Consider the following 17,587-nt stretch of genomic DNA (forward strand, 5'->3'; position numbering starts at 1 on the left):
GATGGCCTATATAAAGTTGCTGAATGAAGAACTTCCGGGTATATCGGGGCTTCTGACTAACAACCCTCGTACAGCCGCGCCATTGTTAAATCTGGCCGAAACCTTGCTGCGTGGTTCTTCTACGCTTACAAGTGGCGAACGAGAATTGATAGCTTCTTATGTTTCACACCTGAATGGCTGCCACTTTTGCCATACCTCGCACGGGGCTGCGGCAGCGGCACATTTAGGGTGTGACCTGACAATAATTGACGATATAAAACAAAATTTTGCTCAAACACCCATTTCTTCCAAGCTGAGAGCTTTGCTGAATATTGCCGCTAAAGTGCAAAAAGGCGGAAAACACGTATTGAGTGAAGACATTGCCGCAGCCCGTGAAGAAGGTGCAACCGATGAAGAAATACATGACTCGGTACTGATTGCAGCAGCATTTTGTATGTTTAATCGTTATGTTGATGGCTTAGGCACGTGGGCTCCAGAAGAAAATGAAGCCTATCGTGAAATGGGAGAGAAAATGGCCTTTTTGGGCTATAACCGTCCTCGCTAATAAACAGACTTTATTCTGTTTGGTTTTTCCTGTTTTTTATTTGCACTATCACAGCAGCTAGCCTAAAAGTAGCTGGTTAGCATTTCTATTGTCTAAAATTATGCCTCATATATCACTTCCTGACCACTTGCCCGGTATTACGGGCCTGCTCGAATACAGTCAGGATACCGCAGCACCTATTCGTGAGTTAACACAGATTCTGTTAAGAGGTGAAAACTCACTCACACAAGGCGAACGAGAGTTAATAGCTAGCATTGTTTCACACAATAATGGCTGTAAATTCTGTACTTCGGCCCATACAGCTGCCGCTGACCTACTATTGGGCGAGTCAGAAACCTGCGAACTGGTAAAGAACGATTTAGAAAATGCACCTGTGAGTGATAAAATGAAAGCCTTGCTAACAATTGCCAGAATGGTACAGCAAAGTGGAAAAAGCGTTACACCCGAAGCCATAGCTATTGCTAAAGAACAAGGTGCAACAGACATGGAAATACATGATACTGTACTGATTGCCGCGCTTTTCTGCCTTTATAATCGCTATGTAGATGGGCTGGCAAGTGTTACACCAACCGACCCCTCGTTTTATCAGTATCTGGGTGAAAGAATCGTTAACCATGGCTATACACGTTTGCCACAAGGTTATGACCACCTGAAAAAAACTGATAAATGAGGATTTAATTAATCGAACCTAGTTTAATCTGAAATTATCTGATGAAAAAATATTTTACCTATTTATTTACGCTATTACTGATTTCGGTCGGTGTATTTGCCCAGAAAACATCAATTAAGGGCAAAGTAACAGACGCCGAAACTCAAAAACCTTTGGCAGGGGTTTCGATCACACTTAAAGGTAAAGTGGCCGGAACCATCACAAATGCAGAAGGAAATTTTGAACTTAATGCAAGTACGCCAGCAACTCTTGTGGTCTCGATGGTAGGCTATGAGCGTCAGGAGGTTTCTGTTAACAACGAAACTATGCTTTCGATTGTGATGAAAGCAGGAACTGCCGACCTGAATCAGGTTGTTGTTTCGGCTTCCAGAATTGAAGAAAGTATCTTGCGCTCGCCTGTGAGTATCGAAAAAATGGATTTGAGAGGAATACAACAAACGCCATCACCCAATTTTTATGATGCTCTGGTCAACATGAAGTCGCTGGATATGGTTACCAGTGGCCTGACCTACAAACAAATTAACACGCGCGGATTCAATACCACAGGTAATAGCCGTTTTCTGCAACTGATTGATGGCGTAGATAACCAGTCGGCTGGTTTAGGTTTTGCCATGGGCAATTTGTTTGGCCCACATGATATTGACGTAGAAAGCGTTGAGTTAATTCCGGGTGCAGCTTCGGCTCTTTATGGTCCTATTGCTTTTAACGGAATGTTACAGGTACGTAGCAAAAACCCGTTTGATTATCAGGGCTTAAGTGCGCAGGCCAAGTTCGGTGTGAATCATCTGAACGATGGCACTGGCTTAGGAGCAAAGCCTATGTACGATTTAGCCATTCGTTATGCCAAAGCATTCAAAAACCGTTTTGCTTTTAAAGCAAATGTAGCCTATCTGACCGGAACGGACTGGTATGCTAACGATTATACCGACATCGACCCTAATACTCCGTTGGCAAATCGCGGCCCGAATAACCCCGGCAAAAACGCACTCAATATTTATGGTGATGAAGTAGCACAGACGATTGATAAAATCGGTCGTGTGTCGAGAACCGGTTATGAAGAAAAAGACCTTGCACAGTATGGTGTATATAGCCTTAAATTAAATGGCGCATTGCATTATAGAATTACCGATAATCTGGAAGCTATCTATCAGGCTAATTATAGTCAGGGAATTGCCCAGTATACTGGTAGTAGCCGTTTTGTGATTAACAATTTTCATTTAATGCAGCATCGGCTTGAGCTGAAAGGAAGTAATTTTTATGTAAGAGCGTATTCTAATCAGGAAGACTCTGAGGACTCATACAACAGCCGTTCTTTAGGTCAGTTACTGAACCGGATGTGGGTAAAAGACCTGAACGGTAACACAGTTGCGCCGGCACAGGCCGACGCCGTGTGGTTTCAACGATACGCGGCTGCTTTTAATGGTACAATTAATGGCATAACAGCGCAGAACCATGCATCAGCACGCGCTTTTGCTGACCAAGGAAGACTATTACCCGGAACTTCAGAATTTAATGCCGCCAGAGACCAGCTCATTCATACACAAGGTTTAAACGGTGCCGGAATTTTTAGCCGTTGTGGGTTGAAGCACATCGAAGGAATGTATGATTTCACGAAGCATATTAAAGTAGTAAATGTGCAGGTTGGGGCCAATTACAGAAGATATTACCTCGACACACAAGGAACACTGTTTGATGACAAAGGTAAAAACCTTACCAACGACGAATACGGGGCATTTGTGCAGGCATCTAAATCATTATTGAGCGATAAGCTGAAAATTACGTTGTCGGGTCGTTATGATAAAAACGAAAACTTCGATGGGCGTTTTACTCCAAGAGCCTCGGCGGTGTTTTCACCAAATGAGAATAACCATTTCAGAGCTTCTTACCAGACTGGTTTCCGAAACCCTGTTATTGGCGACCAGTATATTAAACTAAATGTGGGGCCAATTATTATTTTAGGGGGCGCGCCTGTTAACGCTCAGGGTTTAAACGCATACGAGAACTCGTTTACTGCGGCTTCGGTAGGAGCCTTTGCCAGCGCAGCAGGAGCGCAGTTAGGGCAGGGTGTACCTTTCCCGACGGCAATTGCTAATAACAAAGACAAACTGGTAAAGTCGAATGTGCCTTATATTCAGCCTGAAAAAGTACAAAGTTTTGAGATAGGATACAAAGGCGTATTTAACCAGAAACTATTGCTTGATGTAAACTACTATTACAGCCAGTACAAAGATTTTATCATTAATACGGTAGTTATCAGACCTAAAAATGAGGTGCTTCTGCCTGACGGTTCTATTAATCCGGCAGCAGCGGCAGACATCCTGAGCAGTAATACACAGGCTTTTCAGCTATATACCAATGCCGCTGATAAGGTTTCTATTCAGGGGGTAAGTGCCGGAATCTCATATCTTTTCCCTAAAAGCTACCGCTTGAATGCTAACGCAACATGGATTGATTTTAATTTGCTTGATGCCAATCCGAATAATATTCCGGCATTTAACACACCTACTTGGAAAACCAATCTTGTGTTTAGTAACCCGAAACTCACAGATAAACTAGGTTTTAGTGTGGCATGGCACTGGCAAAGTGCGTTCGACTGGTACGGGACCTTTACCTCATTGTATCCGGGTCGAATTAACGCTTATAGCTTGTTAGATGCACAGGTAAGCTACAAATTACCTGCTATTAAGTCGGTTGTTAAGTTAGGTGCATCAAACCTGACAAATCAGTATATCGTACAAGCCTATGGCTCTCCGGCTGTGGGTGGGTTATATTACGTAAGCCTGAATTTTGATGAATTATTACGCTAAATAGAATATAGTGAGGTTTGCCACTAAGGTAAACCTCACTATACCTGAGTACGATAATTATTAAATCCTCTGACTAATGAAACTAATATATATAACAACTTTAAGACTAAAATACTGGGTTATTCTGATAAGCTTTTCGGCATTGTTTTCATGTAAAAATGCAACAGAAAAGGAAACCGAAATGGTTAAAATTCTGAAAAATATTCATAAAGAAAATTTTAAGAAAGAAAACCCGTTTTGTCCTGAGGCAGAATTGGCCTTTTTCGATTCAATGCTTGCTATCTCTAAAGATGACCCACGCAGACATTTCATTGCAGAATATTATAAAGCCAATGCGCTTTTAAAAGTTGGCCAAGAAGTGAAAGCAGTAAATATGCTGGAAAAACTGGCAGCTAAAGCTGTAACTGATTTTCAGGGAAATATTTATATGACTATGAACAGCCTCGGAATGGCTAATCTGCGCTTAGCCGAACGTCAGAATTGCGTGAATAATCATACGGCTGAGTCTTGTATTATGCCAATTGCCAATAGTGGTGTTCATACCCAGAAGATGGGTTCTCGTAGGGCTATTGAAGTTTATAAGTCTATCCTGAGAAGATTACCAGAAGATTACGAAGCCCAATGGCTATTAAACGTAGCTTATATGACTATTGGTGAGTATCCGGCAAAGGTGCCAGCCGAGTACCTTATTCCTAATCTGGACAAAGATTTGTCAGGATATGCTGTAAAACCATTTACAGACGTAGCTCCAAATCTTAAACTGAATATCCATAATAAAGCCGGTGGTGTAATTGTAGAGGATTTTAATAATGATGGGTATCTGGATATTGTTACGTCAGACTGGGGGCTTGATGGCTCAATGCACTATTTTAAAAATAATGCCGATAACACATTTACTGATGTTTCAGAGAAAGCGGGCCTCAGTAAATGTAAAGGTGGGTTAAATATCATGCAGGCCGACTATAACAACGATGGCTTTACCGATATCTTTGTTTTGCGTGGAGCATGGATGGCCGACCCTTACGGTAAACAGCCTAATTCATTGCTGAAAAATAATGGAAACGGTACATTTACCGATGTAACCATTGAAAGTGGCTTGTTTTCATTACACCCTACGCAGGCAGGCGTATGGAGCGATTTCAATAACGACGGCTGGCTGGATATTTTTATTGGTAATGAAACCAAAGGCATGAGCGAGCCACATAACTGTGAGTTATATATAAATAACCAGAATGGTACTTTCAGAAATATTGCTCTTGAAGCTGGGTGCAACATCAACACTTTTATCAAAGGCGTAACGGCAGCCGATTATGATAACGATGGCTGGCAGGATATTTTCCTGTCGACACTTAACGGTCCTAAAATTCTGCTGAAAAACAAAGGTATGCAGAATGGTAAGTTAATGTTTCAGGATGTAACCATGAAGGCAGGGCTGGGAAGCATGATAAACTCTACTTTTCCGACTTGGTTCTGGGATTATGACAACGATGGCTGGAAAGATATTTTTATATGTGGGTATCAGTTTGAGCGTTCGCTAACTTATTCAGTAGCTACCGATGTTTTAGGGATTCCGAATATGGCAAGTAAAATGTATCTGTTCAGAAATAATCATGACGGAACCTTTAAAAATGTTTCAGAAGAAATGGGGCTGAACCATAGCGTGTTTGCAATGGGTGCTAATTTTGGAGATATTGATAACGATGGGTATCTGGATATGTATTTAGGAACCGGAAACCCCGACTACCAATCGCTTGTACCTAATAAACTCTATAAAAACATTAATGGTCAGAAATTTGCTGACGTTACGGTATCGGCCAGAGTAGGTAATTTGCAAAAGGGCCATGGAGTAGGTATTTCTGATATTGATAATGATGGAGACCAAGATATTTTTATTGAGGTAGGAGGGGCGTATCAGGGCGATGCCTATAACAATTCGTTGTACTTAAATCCGGGTCAGAACAATAATAACTGGATTAAACTAAAGCTGGAAGGTAAAAAAGCCAATCGTTCGGCTATCGGAGCAAAAATAAAAATCAGTTTCCATGAGAATAACACAAGCAGAGTTATCTACCGAGATGTGAACTCAGGCGGTAGTTTTGGCTCTTCTTCTTTAAGAGCAGAAATAGGAATAGGGCAAGCTACTATTATTGACGAAATAATGATTACATGGCCGGGTAGTAATAAAAAACAGGTGTTCAGAAATATCAGGCCCCGACAGTTTCTTAAAATTACAGAGGGTAACGAAAACCTAGAAGAAATTAATCTGAAAACGCTTAATTTTGAAGGAACTAACAAAAATATACCAATTTGTGTTACGCCCACACCCAAAACAATTTAAATTTGGCTAAGGCTTAAACACTAAATCTTTTAATACAATGAGTGCAAATAATTCTCTATTTATCAATCCATTTTCTTCCAGATATACCTTTGAAGAAAAGCTTTTCTTCTGGTTACGTTTTGGTGTGCTGGGCTGTTTTGTAGGTCATGGTTTTTGGGGCATTATTACCAAAAAAGGTTGGTTGCCATTTTTCAAAGTTTTCTTTATCAATGAGTCTGTTGCGTATAATTTCATGCCTCTGATTGGTGGTATGGATATCCTGATTGGATTAATCTTGTTTGTGTACCCTAACAGAGCTTTGTTGCTTTGGGCATCTTTCTGGACTGTATTTACTGCTCTTCTGCGTCCGTCGGCCAGTATGGGTATGTCAGAATTTTTTGAACGTGCCGGTAACTACGGAGTACCTATTCTTTTCCTGCTGCTTTATGGATTACCTCGTACAACCGAAATGTGGCTGGCTCGGTTAAAACCCCTTACATCGGTTTCGTTTGAGCAAAGCTATATGGTAGAATGGATAACAAGATTGAGCCTATTTAGCTTACTGGCAGGGCATGGAGGATTAGCGGTATTTATGCAACACCCAATCTTATTAAAAAACCTGAACGGAATCGGGCTTAATATGGGTGTCGAAAGCCTGCAAATATTTGGCCTTATCGAAATCCTGTTAGCATTGCTGGTACTTTTCAGACCACGAATTCCGGGGTTATTGATATTTATCTGTCTCTATAAGTTATCATTTGAGTTATTATTCCCGATTGTGGGTAAACCCGTTGACGTTTTTGAAACAATTGAACGAATGGGCGACTACGTACTTCCGATGATTCTTTTTGAATATTATCGTTCAAAATATTACATACTTGCCAGAAAACAAGCACTGGCAACAAAAGCCTGATTTTACTGACAATTAAATAAACCGTACATGAACCTGATAGCAAAGCAACCTTCAAAAACGGAGGTATTACCTGAAAACATAAGAATACTAGCTTTTGTGCTGTGTATTATCAGCTACGCATTTGCAGGTACAGTTTCTACGCTGATATCGGTTTATTTACCTGTGCTAGTACCTGACCTGCTGCATGAGAAAGTGTCGGAGGCTCGTCTGGGCGAAGTAGGGGCATATATTAACGCTATTTCCTTATACGGCTGGATGATAGGTGGCATTCTGTTCGGCATCATCAGTGATAAAGTAGGGCGTAAAAAGGTATTGGTGTTTGTAACAGGCTTATATGGCTTAGCTACTGTTTTAGTTGTTCTGGTGCCAGACTGGCATCTTTTGGCAATATGTAGGTTTTTTTCAGGGATGGGTGTTGGGGGTGTTTTACTAGTAACAACCGTGTATATTTCTGAAATCTGGATTGAGAAAACACGCCCAGTTATGGTGGGTATTCTTGCAGTAGCGTTTCCGCTAGGCATTGTGGCTTCGGGTGGTTTAAATGTATTGTTTTCGGCATGGCGTAATGCGTTCTGGCTTGGCCTGATTCCTGTAATAGTAGCAGGGCTGATTGCTATATTACTGCCTGAATCGCCTAAGTGGAAGAACCAACAACAATCTCAGGCGGCATCATTCGGGCATTTATTTAATCAGGATTACCGTCCAAGTCTTGTAACAGGGTCACTTATTTTTGGGTCGGTACTTATCGGTTTATGGGGTATTTTCTCGTGGCTACCAACATGGATTCAGGCATTGTTACCCGCTGGCGCAAGCGGGCAGGCAGAAAGAGGCATTACCATGATGCTTCTGGGTATTGGCGGAATTATAGGGGGCATATTGTCAGGATTTTTGATTCGTTTAATAGGTAATCGTAAAACACTCATGTTTACCTTTATTGGTTGTGTACTGGCTTGTTGCCTTTTATTCCTGACCAATAAAACATTTAGCCCCGTTATTTATACAGAAACAGCCCTTTTGTCTTTATGCTTTGGCATTAGTCAAGGTGCATTATCGAGCTACATACCAGAGTTGTTTCCTACCAGTATTCGCGCAACTGCCACAGGTTTTTGCTTTAATGTAGGCCGATTCTTCACGGCTACGGCAGTATTTTTTGTAGGTAGTATGGTAAGTGTATTCGGAGGTTTTGGAAATACATTACTTGTGTTTTCGGTTACTTTTATTCTTGCGCTGATATTAGCCTATTTCAGTAAAGAATCTAAAGCCAATTTAATAAATCCATAAACAGGCTAAACCATTTAAGCACATGGCATATATCCAATTACCCGATAATGCAATAGGAATGCGAGGATTAATGGCTTTCAGGCCACATCTGGCACCACATTTAGGTGCTTTTACGGAAGGGATTCTGAGCATTGATGAAGGATTGAGTAAAGCCGAACGCGAAATAATAGGCACATTGGTTTCTAAACTAAACGAATGCCAGTTATGTGAGGGCGTGCACGGAGCCGTAGCAGCCTGTTATTTGAATGATGATGAAGCACTTATTTCGCAAATCAAAGAAAATTATGAAAATGCTCCTATAACAGATAAGCTAAAGTCTTTGCTGGCTATTGCGGCCAGTGTACAAAAAAGCGGTAAAAGTGTTTCGGTAAGTCAGATTGAAAGAGCAAAAGCATTAGGCGCAACAGATATAGAAATCCATGATACGGTAATTATAGCTGCCACTTTTTGCTTTTTCAATCGCTATTTAGATGGTTTAGGCATAACTCCCATCGAAGACCCAGAGGTTTTTCGTGAGCGTGGCCGGATGATTGCCAAAGGGCTGGGTTATGCACCTAAAAAATAAAAACAATATTATCATTATTAAAACAGAAGAAACAATGGCATATATCAACCTTCCAGAAGAAAACCAGTTGCCCGGTATCAGAGGCTTAATGGCTTTTCGACCTGAAACTGCGCGGCCACTCAATGCTTTAGCAGAAGTATTGTTAAGAGACGAAAACAACAGTCTTTCGAGGGGCGAGCGTGAAACCATTGCCACGTATGTTTCTTACCTGAACAATTGCCTTTTTTGTCAGAGTGTGCATGGTGCCGCCGCGCAATGTTATCTAGAAGATGATGGCAGCTTGATTGGGCAAATCAAAGAAAATTATGAAAAAGCTCCTATATCGGAGAAATTAAAGGCTCTGCTGGCTATTGCCGGAAGTGTGCAAAAAGGTGGAAAAAACGTAACAAATGAGCAGGTAGAAACTGCCAGAGATGCAGGTGCCAGCGACAAGGAAATTCATGATACGGTGTTGATTGCCGCGGCTTTTTGTATGTTTAACCGTTATGTAGATGGGTTGGGTACTTGGGCCCCAGCCGACCCACAAGTGTATATACCAAGAGGTATTCGTATTGCAGAAGAAGGATATGCTAATTATGACCCGATGAATAGTATCGGCAAATAAATAAAAATATTGAATCTTAGTATTGATTTAATCATAGGTTGACAAAATACTCTGCACATCGGTTGGTGTGCAGAGTTTATTAGAATGATTATTTCAGCAAGAAATTACCCAAAACAGAATTCTGTTGAGGCTAAGGTGTTTTATGTTTGTTTTTGTTAAAAATATTTTACTCTGCATATCTTCTAGATATGCAGAGTTTATTTCCAAAAACTCGGAACAGATTTTACCAATTAGAAGAACTATATAAATTTTGAAAAGAATAGTAGCTATCGGTCTTTTATTGCTTCTGCTCAACAATATGTTTGGGCTGTCGATAGCTATGTTGTTTTTTGAAAAAGATTATCAGTCAAGTTCAAATATTATTATTGACGATAAATGGAAAATTATAAAAATACCTACCCACTCGAAAGATACTCATTATAGAAGCCCAGACAACGAAGGACTGATTAAGTCTGGAGATGATTTTTATAACGTTATGCACGAGTATTTTGAGAATGATACCCTATATGTTATTCTGAAATCAAACCAGAATGCGAAAGAACGCTTTCTTGAGCTAAGTTCAGTTGTGAAAGGCTTGGTTAATCAGGATACAGATACACCTCAAAGTCCTTTAAGTAAGATAATTAAACTGTTTGATAGCTTACAAAAAATCTATCTGACAGAAAACCTGCCTCTCTGGACAAGTGAACCATCAGGTTACATTCAGTATGAGTTATGCTACGCAGAACCCTCACAATTTATACATCAGGTAATAGCTTTATTGCATTATCCGCCGCCTGAAATGAGTTGATAAATATTTTACCATTGCCTGATAGTTGTCAGTTATGCAGCTATCGGGGTTTTTGTTATTAAATAATTTATCAGAACTCATACAAGGGGTGAACACAGGAGCCTGCAAGAGCAAGGTTAACGCTGTTTTATACCCTTGCTAATGCTATTATATAAATATGAAATCATTAAAACTACTAGGTATTTTGTGTGTATGTGTTATTAAAATGTATGCTCAGGATGCCGACTCTACCAAAGTAAAAGAGCTGAATGAAATTAATATTATTGAGCAACGCAACAGAAACACCATTGAACGCCTTCCATTAACACAAGGAACATATTTATTTGGAGGTAAGAAAAGCGAAGTAATTAATGTTTTAGGTACAGATGCCAATATTGCTGAAAAAACACCACGTCAGATTTTTGCCAAAGTGCCTGGCGTATTTGTGTATGATATGGACGGAACCGGTAACCAGACAAATATTTCGACAAGAGGGTTAGACCCACACCGCGGCTGGGAGTTCAATATTCGGGCTGATGGTATTATTACCAATTCAGATATGTATGCTTATCCGGCCAGCCACTTCAGTTTACCTATGGAAGCTATACAGACCATACAGTTAATTCGTGGAACAGGCTCATTACAGTATGGGGCGCAGTTTGGTGGTATGCTGAATTATATTTCCAAGCAGCCTGATACCACACGGGTTTTCAATTTTGAGACCATTAACTCGGTGGGTTCTTTTGGCTTGTTAAGTACCTATAATGGCATAAGTGGCAAAATAGGTAAATTACAGTATTATGGTTATATCTCTAAACGTCGCTCAGATGGTTATCGTGACAACTCACAAAGCCAATATAGTGGCGAGGCTATTGGGTTAGTTTATCAGGCTTCCAGAAATATTACATTAAAAGCCGACCTGAAACATTCGGTATATCTGTACCATATACCGGGGCCTCTGACAGATAGTATGTTTTATGCTAACCCTCGTCAGGCGACCCGTTCACGGAATTATTTCAATCCTACAATTTATGTGCCTTCGTTCTCGGCCGATTTTCGTTTGAGTTCTCGCACACGCGCTTCTGTTACTGCATCGGCTGTATTGGGCGACAGAAATAGTGTAATGTTTGATAAACTCGCCAATGTAGTAGATGCCGTTTCCCCTGCTACATTACAATATGCGAACCGTCAGGTAGATATTGACCATTTTAATAGTTATACCGTTGAAGCCCGTTTGTTGCATAATTATCAATTAGGCAAGGTGCCATCAATTCTGGTAGCAGGTGTTCAGTTAATGAATAATGATTTGAATCGCCAGCAACTAGGGAAAGGTACAACGGGGAGCGATTTCGACCTATCGAAAACAGGCGACTGGGTACGAGATATGCACCTCAAAACTAAGAATATAGCCTTTTTTGCCGAAAATAGGTTTGCCCTGACTCCTAAACTTTCGCTAACACCGGGTATCAGAGTCGAAGTAGGGGAATCAAATCTGAGTGGTAAAATTGCCTATTACGATGCCAATCAATTGCCTACCAATATTAGCCATCATTTCCCTTTACTAGGTTTAAATGCAAATTATCAGCTTGATAAGTCTCAGAATATTTATGCAGGCTTTGCGCAGGCGTATCGTCCGGTTGTGTTTAAAGATATTATTCCGTCGGCTACTTATGAAAAAATTGATAAAAACCTGAAAGATGCCTTTGGCTATAATGCAGAAATTGGATACAGAGGCAACACAGAACATTTGAAATGGGATGTAAGTGTGTTTCAGATACAATATAATAACCGTATGGGAATGACCTACGGAACAGAAGCTAATGGCAGTTTCTATTATTTGCGTACGAATATTGGCGATTCTCAGACGAATGGTGTAGAAACATTTATAGAGTATGATGGTCGATTATCTACTAAATCAACCATTTCGGTATTCACCTCAACAGCCTATATGGATGCCCGCTATCAGGATGCCGTTGTAAGAGTTGGCGATAAAAACGTGAGCGTTAAAAATAACAAAGTAGAGAGTACCCCTGAGTGGATAAGCCGCAACGGAATAACATTCCGTTATACCAAACTAAGCGTTACTGCCCTATATAGTTATACCGCCAAAAGCTATGCCGATGCCTTAAACACCGTAAAGCCGTCGGCTACCGGAGCAGTAGGGCTAGTGCCCGCTTATGGCTTGCTCGACCTGAACGCTACCTATCGGGTATCAACTAAAATGCTGATAAAATTAAATATCAATAACCTTACTAATGAGCAATACTTCACCAAACGCCCGACTTTCTACCCAGGCCCTGGGGTGTGGTCGTCAGACGGCCGAAGCGTAAATCTTACAGTAGGGTTAAAAATATAGTAAAATATTCACTATTTAACCAAAATAACCATGACTCCAACCCGTAAAAAGTTATTGTTCTGGCTAGGCACCTGCTGCCTGATTATACCAGCATTGTTGCAAGCCTATTTGTTAATGCCCTTTCCGGGAAGTCAGGATTTAGAAGCTATCAAGGTAGCCTACTTTCTTGAGAAAATTATTTTACCCTCAAGAATAATAGGTCTACTATTGTGGATTTATCCTGCCTCGAACTACATACGCAAAGGCACAACTAAACAAAAAATATGGGTGGGAGTAGTTATTTTACTAAATGCGGGCCTCTATTACTTTACCGATGTAGCATATAGAGCCGAAGAAATGTTTAAAGAACCCGCAATAACCAGATTTGCCAACCAGCAAGACAACAAAGTACCAGATAGCCTGTTGGTAATGGCAGTAGTGAATGGAAATATTGCCAAAGCGTATCCTGTGCAATTTGTGGGGTATCACCATAAAATACAAGATAATGTAGGCAATACACCCGTATTGGTTACTTACTGCACCATGTGCCGTACAGGGCTAGTTTTTAGCCCGATAGTAGAAGGTAAAAAACAGGTGTTCCGCTTAGTAGGGGCAAGGCACTATAATGCCGTAATAGAAGATGCAGAAACGAAGTCGTGGTGGTATCAGGCTACTGGCGAGGCCGTAACGGGAACACAAACAGGCAAGCATTTGGCTATTATTCCGTCGGAGCAGATGACTTTAAAGAATTTCTTTGAGCAATACCCCGAAGGGCTGGTTTTTCAGCCTGACGAAACATTCAGAAAAGAATACGATGTTTTGAAGTACTACGACCGCCGTCAGCGGAAAGACGATGACTCGTTGACGAACCCTGACAAATTCTGGGATAAAAGCTGGGTAGTTGGGGTTAGCCTTAACGGAAAAAATAAAGCCTTTCGCTGGAGTAAATTATTAAAAAGTGGCGTTGTAAATGATAATTTGGCTAATACGCCGATTGTTGTTGTAGTAGAACCCGATAAGCAATCGTTCCATGTATTTGTTAGCAAGATTGATAACCAAACATTAACGTTTGTGCCAGATGCCTCTGCAACAGGTTTCAGAGACAAAGAAACCAATAGCTTATGGAACTGGAAAGGCGTTTGTATAGAAGGCCCCCAACAAGGTAAGCAATTGCAGAAAATTTATGCCGAACAAGAATACCTGAGGGCATGGAAGCAATTCCACCAGCCAACAGACATCTGGCAGTAAAGCCAGAAAACAATACATACAAATGCCATGATTTTTTTATGCTTACGTGCATGAAAATTCATGGCATTTATGTTTATTAGCAACCTATTCAACTATTAATACTATGGCATATTATATTGCACCTCATGCAAGCGTGATGGGCGACGTTACACTTGGCGAAGATGTTTCGGTTTGGTATTCAGCAGTTATTCGGGCAGATGTCGAAAAAATTATAATCGGTAACCGTACCAATATTCAGGACGGAGCCATTCTACACGCCGACTTCGGTGAGCCTACAATTATCGGTGAAAATGTAACCGTTGGTCATGGTGCCATTATTCATGGGGCTACCGTAGAAGATTTTTCGTTGATTGGGATGAGAGCAACTATATTAAACCGTGCCAAAATAGGAAAATACTGTATTATAGGAGCAAATTCTCTTGTCACGGAAGGTACCGAAATCCCCGATTACTCGTTAGTCGTTGGTTCTCCGGCAAAGGTAATCAGGCAATTAACGCCTGAAATAGCCGAAAAACTGGCCATGAGTGCAGCACATTATGTTGAAATGGCACACGAGCATCAAGCCGGTAAGTTTCCTTTAATAACTAATAAATAAAATTTTCTTGTCCGATGAAAAAAAACTTTATAGCCTTTTGGCAAGATTTTTGATTTGGTTTTAACTGATATTGTCAGGATTATAAGAAAATTTATATGAGGAATCTATACTCAGACTTCTTCCATAAAAACATACGGGTATGTGTATACCTTGCTATTTGCCTACTAGCCTTGCAACTGATTTCATGTAAAGATAAATCAGAACAGGCAGTGGTGAAACCTGCCGTTAATTCTAAAAGTACCAGTGAGTTTGATGCCAGCCTTGCTACAAGTTGGAATACCTTGCAATTAAAACTTATTAAATCAACGCCCGGATACGCCGCACCAGTGGCAGCCCGTACGCTGGCTTATACAAGCTTGGCCCTATATGAAAGCGTAGTATATGGCTTAAAAGATTATCGGTCATTAGCTGGACAAATAAGTGGGCTGACAATTCTGCCCAAACCCGATACAACCAAAGAATATAACTGGGGATTAGCCGCTAATGCCGCATTGTCGACCCTGATAAAAGAGTTATATGCCACTACAAACGATGAGAACAAAGCAGCCATAGATTCATTGCGTAGAGGAATAGAAGCAGCACTAAAGACCGATATTAAAGATGAAGAAATAGTGGCCCGCTCTATTAATTTCGGTGCCGATGTGGCCAAAGTAATCTGGGATTACTCGAAGAAAGACGGTGGGAACGAAGGCTGGAATGATAATTTTCCTACCAACTATCAATTACCTGTTGGTATTGGTTCGTGGGAGCCAGTTGGCAACCAAAAAACACCGCTATTGCCTTTCTGGGGCAAAAACCGTAACTTCTCGTCTCTGAATAATAATCTTGCTACGCAAGCACCCATTACGTTTTCGTTCAAGTCGAACTCGGCCATGTATAATGCAGCCAAAGAAGTTTATGACGTAAATAAAACTTTAACCGCCGACCAGAAAGCCATTGCCAGTTTCTGGGAAGACAAAGGTATTACACCCGCAGGGCATGATTTTAACATTGCTAGTATTGCCTTGAAAAAAGCCAATGCCAAGCTCGATAAAGCCGCTGAAGTATACATTAAATTAGGCTTGGCCCTGAACGATGCTTTTGTAGCCTGCTGGAAATCGAAGTATACTTATAATTTAATGGCCCCTCTGACCTATATCAGGCAAGGCATTGACCCGCGTTGGTCTTCATTCATTACGGCACAACCTTTTCCGGCGTATACCTCTGAGCACGCTACCAGTTCGGCTGCTGCCGCCGAAATACTCACTTCGATTTTTGGTGATAACTACGCATTTACAGATAATACATACACAGGAGTATTGCCTAACCGTTCCTTCAAATCATTTGAAGAATATACCAACGAAGTTACCATAGCCCAATTATTTAGCGGTACAAACTACCGGATGGCTAGCGAAAACGGCCAAAAAAATGGCAGAGAAATAGCTAAAAATATATTGAAACTTAATTTTAAAAAATAAACAATTCAGCAACAAAGATTTTTAATACACGATCGAATCCCTTAGTTTACCTTTACTTAACATCAGACTCACTTTCCTGTTTTAGAATGGGGAGTGAGTTTTTTTGTGAAAAAAATAAATCCTTGTTTATCAGCCTATTAGCACATAGTTCGAAAATTTCTGTAACTTTTTATTAACAATTTTGTTATGATATTACAGTCAATATCGAAACCATAAAACAAGAAATCAGTTCTTACAGATTTAGTTTAAAAGTGTTGCTGACAACCTTTCAGACGACTTTTAAACTTTGAAACTAAATTCCTGAAGATTCGCTAGTTATAATAGCAAAAGTACTAAATCAGAAAAATAAAAGAATGAGTTCTAATCGAGTTGCGGTGTTCAGAAAAGAACATTTTAATGCTGCGCATCGTCTCAATAATCCGAATTGGTCGGATGAAAAAAATGAACGCGTGTACGGGAAATGTAATAACTACAATTTCCATGGGCATAACTATGACCTTATTGTTCAGGTAACGGGTGAAGTTGACCCTGAATCGGGCTATGTTATGGATATGAAGCTACTGAGCGATTTAATAAGACAAGAGATTCTGGACAAGTTTGACCATAAAAATCTTAACCTTGACACAGAAGAATTCAAAGACATTAATCCTTCGGCTGAAAATATCGCAATTGTGATTTATGAGAAGTTAAGAGTAAAGCTACCAAAACATTTAGACCTTAGAATCAGATTATATGAAACCGAACGAAACTTCGTTGAATACCCTGCTGTTTGAAGATGATACCAAACTATTAATTGACGAAATAGGAGATGAGCATATCAGTACTTCAATAGATACACCCTTACGTGATGATGCCTTTGAGATAAGCGATGAGGAAAAAATAAAAAGGATTGAGTATTATTTCAGCCAGATAATGGATACTCTCGGCCTTGACTTAACCGATGATTCGTTGAAAGGAACGCCTAAAAGAGTAGCAAAAATGTATGTGAAAGAGATTTTTAGTGGCCTTGACCCTAAAAATATGCCTGCGGCTACACTTTTTGCCAATAAATACAGCTACAACGAAATGCTGGTGGAGAAAGATATTTCTTTTTACTCGAACTGTGAGCATCACTTTGTACCCATTTTTGGTAAAGCCCATGTGGCTTATATTGCTAATGGTAAAGTAATAGGTTTGTCAAAACTGAACCGAATAGTGCAGTATTTTTCGAGAAGACCACAGGTGCAAGAACGCCTGACCGTGCAGATTGCCAAACAATTACAAAAGGTTTTAGGAACTGAAGACGTAGCCGTGGTAATGGATGCCAAACACTTATGTGTGTCGTCACGTGGGGTACAGGATGATACCTCATCAACCATTACAAGTTATTATGGAGGGAAATTCCAGCAAGAGAGCACCCGGGCTGAGTTTCTGAAATACATAGCCTGATATACAGGTAAGCGTTAATAAAAAATCCTTTCTTGATTCAAGAAAGGATTTTTT

At 40.4% G+C, this 17,587-nt stretch carries 15 protein-coding genes; all 15 read left to right on the forward strand.

From position 1 onward, the window contains the following. Nucleotide 1: 1 nt before the first annotated feature. The 15 genes from WAA15_RS17225 to folE all read left to right on the forward strand — a co-directional run bounded on the left by WAA15_RS17225 (nt 2) and on the right by folE (nt 17,533). Complete coding sequence (locus tag WAA15_RS17225; protein ID WP_337044056.1) at nt 2–544, forward strand: carboxymuconolactone decarboxylase family protein; 543 nt, start codon at nt 2–4, stop codon at nt 542–544. A 100-nt stretch (nt 545–644) separates the two neighbouring features. Beyond that, nucleotides 645–1,214, forward strand: coding sequence for a carboxymuconolactone decarboxylase family protein (locus tag WAA15_RS17230; protein ID WP_337044057.1), 570 nt, complete (start codon nt 645–647; stop codon nt 1,212–1,214). 41 nt (nt 1,215–1,255) lie between these two features. Further along, nucleotides 1,256–4,021 carry a TonB-dependent receptor gene (locus WAA15_RS17235; RefSeq protein ID WP_337044058.1) on the forward strand — a complete coding sequence of 922 codons (2,766 nt, stop codon included), beginning with the start codon at nt 1,256–1,258 and terminating at the stop codon, nt 4,019–4,021. 76 nt (nt 4,022–4,097) lie between these two features. Continuing rightward, complete coding sequence (locus tag WAA15_RS17240) at nt 4,098–6,359, forward strand: CRTAC1 family protein (RefSeq protein ID WP_337044059.1); 2,262 nt, start codon at nt 4,098–4,100, stop codon at nt 6,357–6,359. Between the two features lie 37 nt (nt 6,360–6,396). Continuing rightward, nucleotides 6,397–7,251 (forward strand): hypothetical protein, encoded by an 855-nt coding sequence (locus tag WAA15_RS17245; RefSeq protein ID WP_337044060.1) that lies wholly within the window; start codon nt 6,397–6,399, stop codon nt 7,249–7,251. A 27-nt stretch (nt 7,252–7,278) separates the two neighbouring features. Then, the gene (locus WAA15_RS17250; RefSeq protein WP_337044061.1) at nt 7,279–8,532 is read left to right on the forward strand and encodes an MFS transporter; all 1,254 of its coding nucleotides are present in this window, start codon (nt 7,279–7,281) and stop codon (nt 8,530–8,532) included. 22 nt (nt 8,533–8,554) lie between these two features. Continuing rightward, a complete protein-coding gene (locus WAA15_RS17255; protein WP_337044062.1) occupies nt 8,555–9,097 on the forward strand; it encodes a carboxymuconolactone decarboxylase family protein in 543 nt (180 codons plus the stop codon). 34 nt (nt 9,098–9,131) lie between these two features. Continuing rightward, nucleotides 9,132–9,701, forward strand: coding sequence for a carboxymuconolactone decarboxylase family protein (locus tag WAA15_RS17260; protein WP_337044063.1), 570 nt, complete (start codon nt 9,132–9,134; stop codon nt 9,699–9,701). A gap of 250 nt (nt 9,702–9,951) precedes the next feature. Beyond that, nucleotides 9,952–10,491 carry a hypothetical protein gene (locus WAA15_RS17265; RefSeq protein WP_337044064.1) on the forward strand — a complete coding sequence of 180 codons (540 nt, stop codon included), beginning with the start codon at nt 9,952–9,954 and terminating at the stop codon, nt 10,489–10,491. A gap of 157 nt (nt 10,492–10,648) precedes the next feature. Next, the gene (locus WAA15_RS17270) at nt 10,649–12,826 is read left to right on the forward strand and encodes a TonB-dependent receptor family protein (protein ID WP_337044065.1); all 2,178 of its coding nucleotides are present in this window, start codon (nt 10,649–10,651) and stop codon (nt 12,824–12,826) included. 30 nt (nt 12,827–12,856) lie between these two features. Next, nucleotides 12,857–14,053: a DUF3179 domain-containing (seleno)protein gene (locus tag WAA15_RS17275; RefSeq protein WP_337044066.1), complete on the forward strand. Its 1,197-nt coding sequence runs from the start codon at nt 12,857–12,859 to the stop codon at nt 14,051–14,053. 103 nt (nt 14,054–14,156) lie between these two features. Next, nucleotides 14,157–14,648: a gamma carbonic anhydrase family protein gene (locus WAA15_RS17280; protein ID WP_337044067.1), complete on the forward strand. Its 492-nt coding sequence runs from the start codon at nt 14,157–14,159 to the stop codon at nt 14,646–14,648. 95 nt (nt 14,649–14,743) lie between these two features. Beyond that, nucleotides 14,744–16,105, forward strand: a complete 1,362-nt coding sequence (locus tag WAA15_RS17285) for a vanadium-dependent haloperoxidase (protein ID WP_337044068.1) — start codon at nt 14,744–14,746, stop codon at nt 16,103–16,105. Between the two features lie 353 nt (nt 16,106–16,458). Beyond that, nucleotides 16,459–16,878, forward strand: coding sequence for a 6-pyruvoyl trahydropterin synthase family protein (locus WAA15_RS17290; RefSeq protein WP_337044069.1), 420 nt, complete (start codon nt 16,459–16,461; stop codon nt 16,876–16,878). Beyond that, on the forward strand, nt 16,838–17,533 hold the full coding sequence (gene folE / locus WAA15_RS17295) for a GTP cyclohydrolase I FolE (RefSeq protein WP_337044070.1): 696 nt from the start codon (nt 16,838–16,840) through the stop codon (nt 17,531–17,533). Before WAA15_RS17290 ends, folE begins: the two co-directional genes overlap by 41 nt. The last annotated feature ends 54 nt before the right edge of the window (nt 17,534–17,587 follow it).

The sequence above is a fragment of the Emticicia sp. 17c genome, assembly GCF_037153985.1.
In the GTDB taxonomy this organism is placed as follows: domain Bacteria; phylum Bacteroidota; class Bacteroidia; order Cytophagales; family Spirosomataceae; genus Emticicia.

Bases quoted from the DNA above. Each gene is read 5' to 3' on its own strand.
- WAA15_RS17270 (WP_337044065.1), top strand. From the start codon at position 10,649: ATGAAATCATTAAAACTACTAGGTATTTTGTGTGTATGTGTTATTAAA.
- WAA15_RS17250 (WP_337044061.1), top strand. From the start codon at position 7,279: ATGAACCTGATAGCAAAGCAACCTTCAAAAACGGAGGTATTACCTGAA.
- WAA15_RS17225 (WP_337044056.1), top strand. From the start codon at position 2: ATGGCCTATATAAAGTTGCTGAATGAAGAACTTCCGGGTATATCGGGG.
- WAA15_RS17230 (WP_337044057.1), top strand. From the start codon at position 645: ATGCCTCATATATCACTTCCTGACCACTTGCCCGGTATTACGGGCCTG.
- WAA15_RS17235 (WP_337044058.1), top strand. From the start codon at position 1,256: ATGAAAAAATATTTTACCTATTTATTTACGCTATTACTGATTTCGGTC.
- folE (WP_337044070.1), top strand. From the start codon at position 16,838: ATGAAACCGAACGAAACTTCGTTGAATACCCTGCTGTTTGAAGATGAT.
- WAA15_RS17275 (WP_337044066.1), top strand. From the start codon at position 12,857: ATGACTCCAACCCGTAAAAAGTTATTGTTCTGGCTAGGCACCTGCTGC.
- WAA15_RS17245 (WP_337044060.1), top strand. From the start codon at position 6,397: ATGAGTGCAAATAATTCTCTATTTATCAATCCATTTTCTTCCAGATAT.
- WAA15_RS17260 (WP_337044063.1), top strand. From the start codon at position 9,132: ATGGCATATATCAACCTTCCAGAAGAAAACCAGTTGCCCGGTATCAGA.
- WAA15_RS17240 (WP_337044059.1), top strand. From the start codon at position 4,098: ATGAAACTAATATATATAACAACTTTAAGACTAAAATACTGGGTTATT.
- WAA15_RS17290 (WP_337044069.1), top strand. From the start codon at position 16,459: ATGAGTTCTAATCGAGTTGCGGTGTTCAGAAAAGAACATTTTAATGCT.
- WAA15_RS17280 (WP_337044067.1), top strand. From the start codon at position 14,157: ATGGCATATTATATTGCACCTCATGCAAGCGTGATGGGCGACGTTACA.
- WAA15_RS17255 (WP_337044062.1), top strand. From the start codon at position 8,555: ATGGCATATATCCAATTACCCGATAATGCAATAGGAATGCGAGGATTA.
- WAA15_RS17285 (WP_337044068.1), top strand. From the start codon at position 14,744: ATGAGGAATCTATACTCAGACTTCTTCCATAAAAACATACGGGTATGT.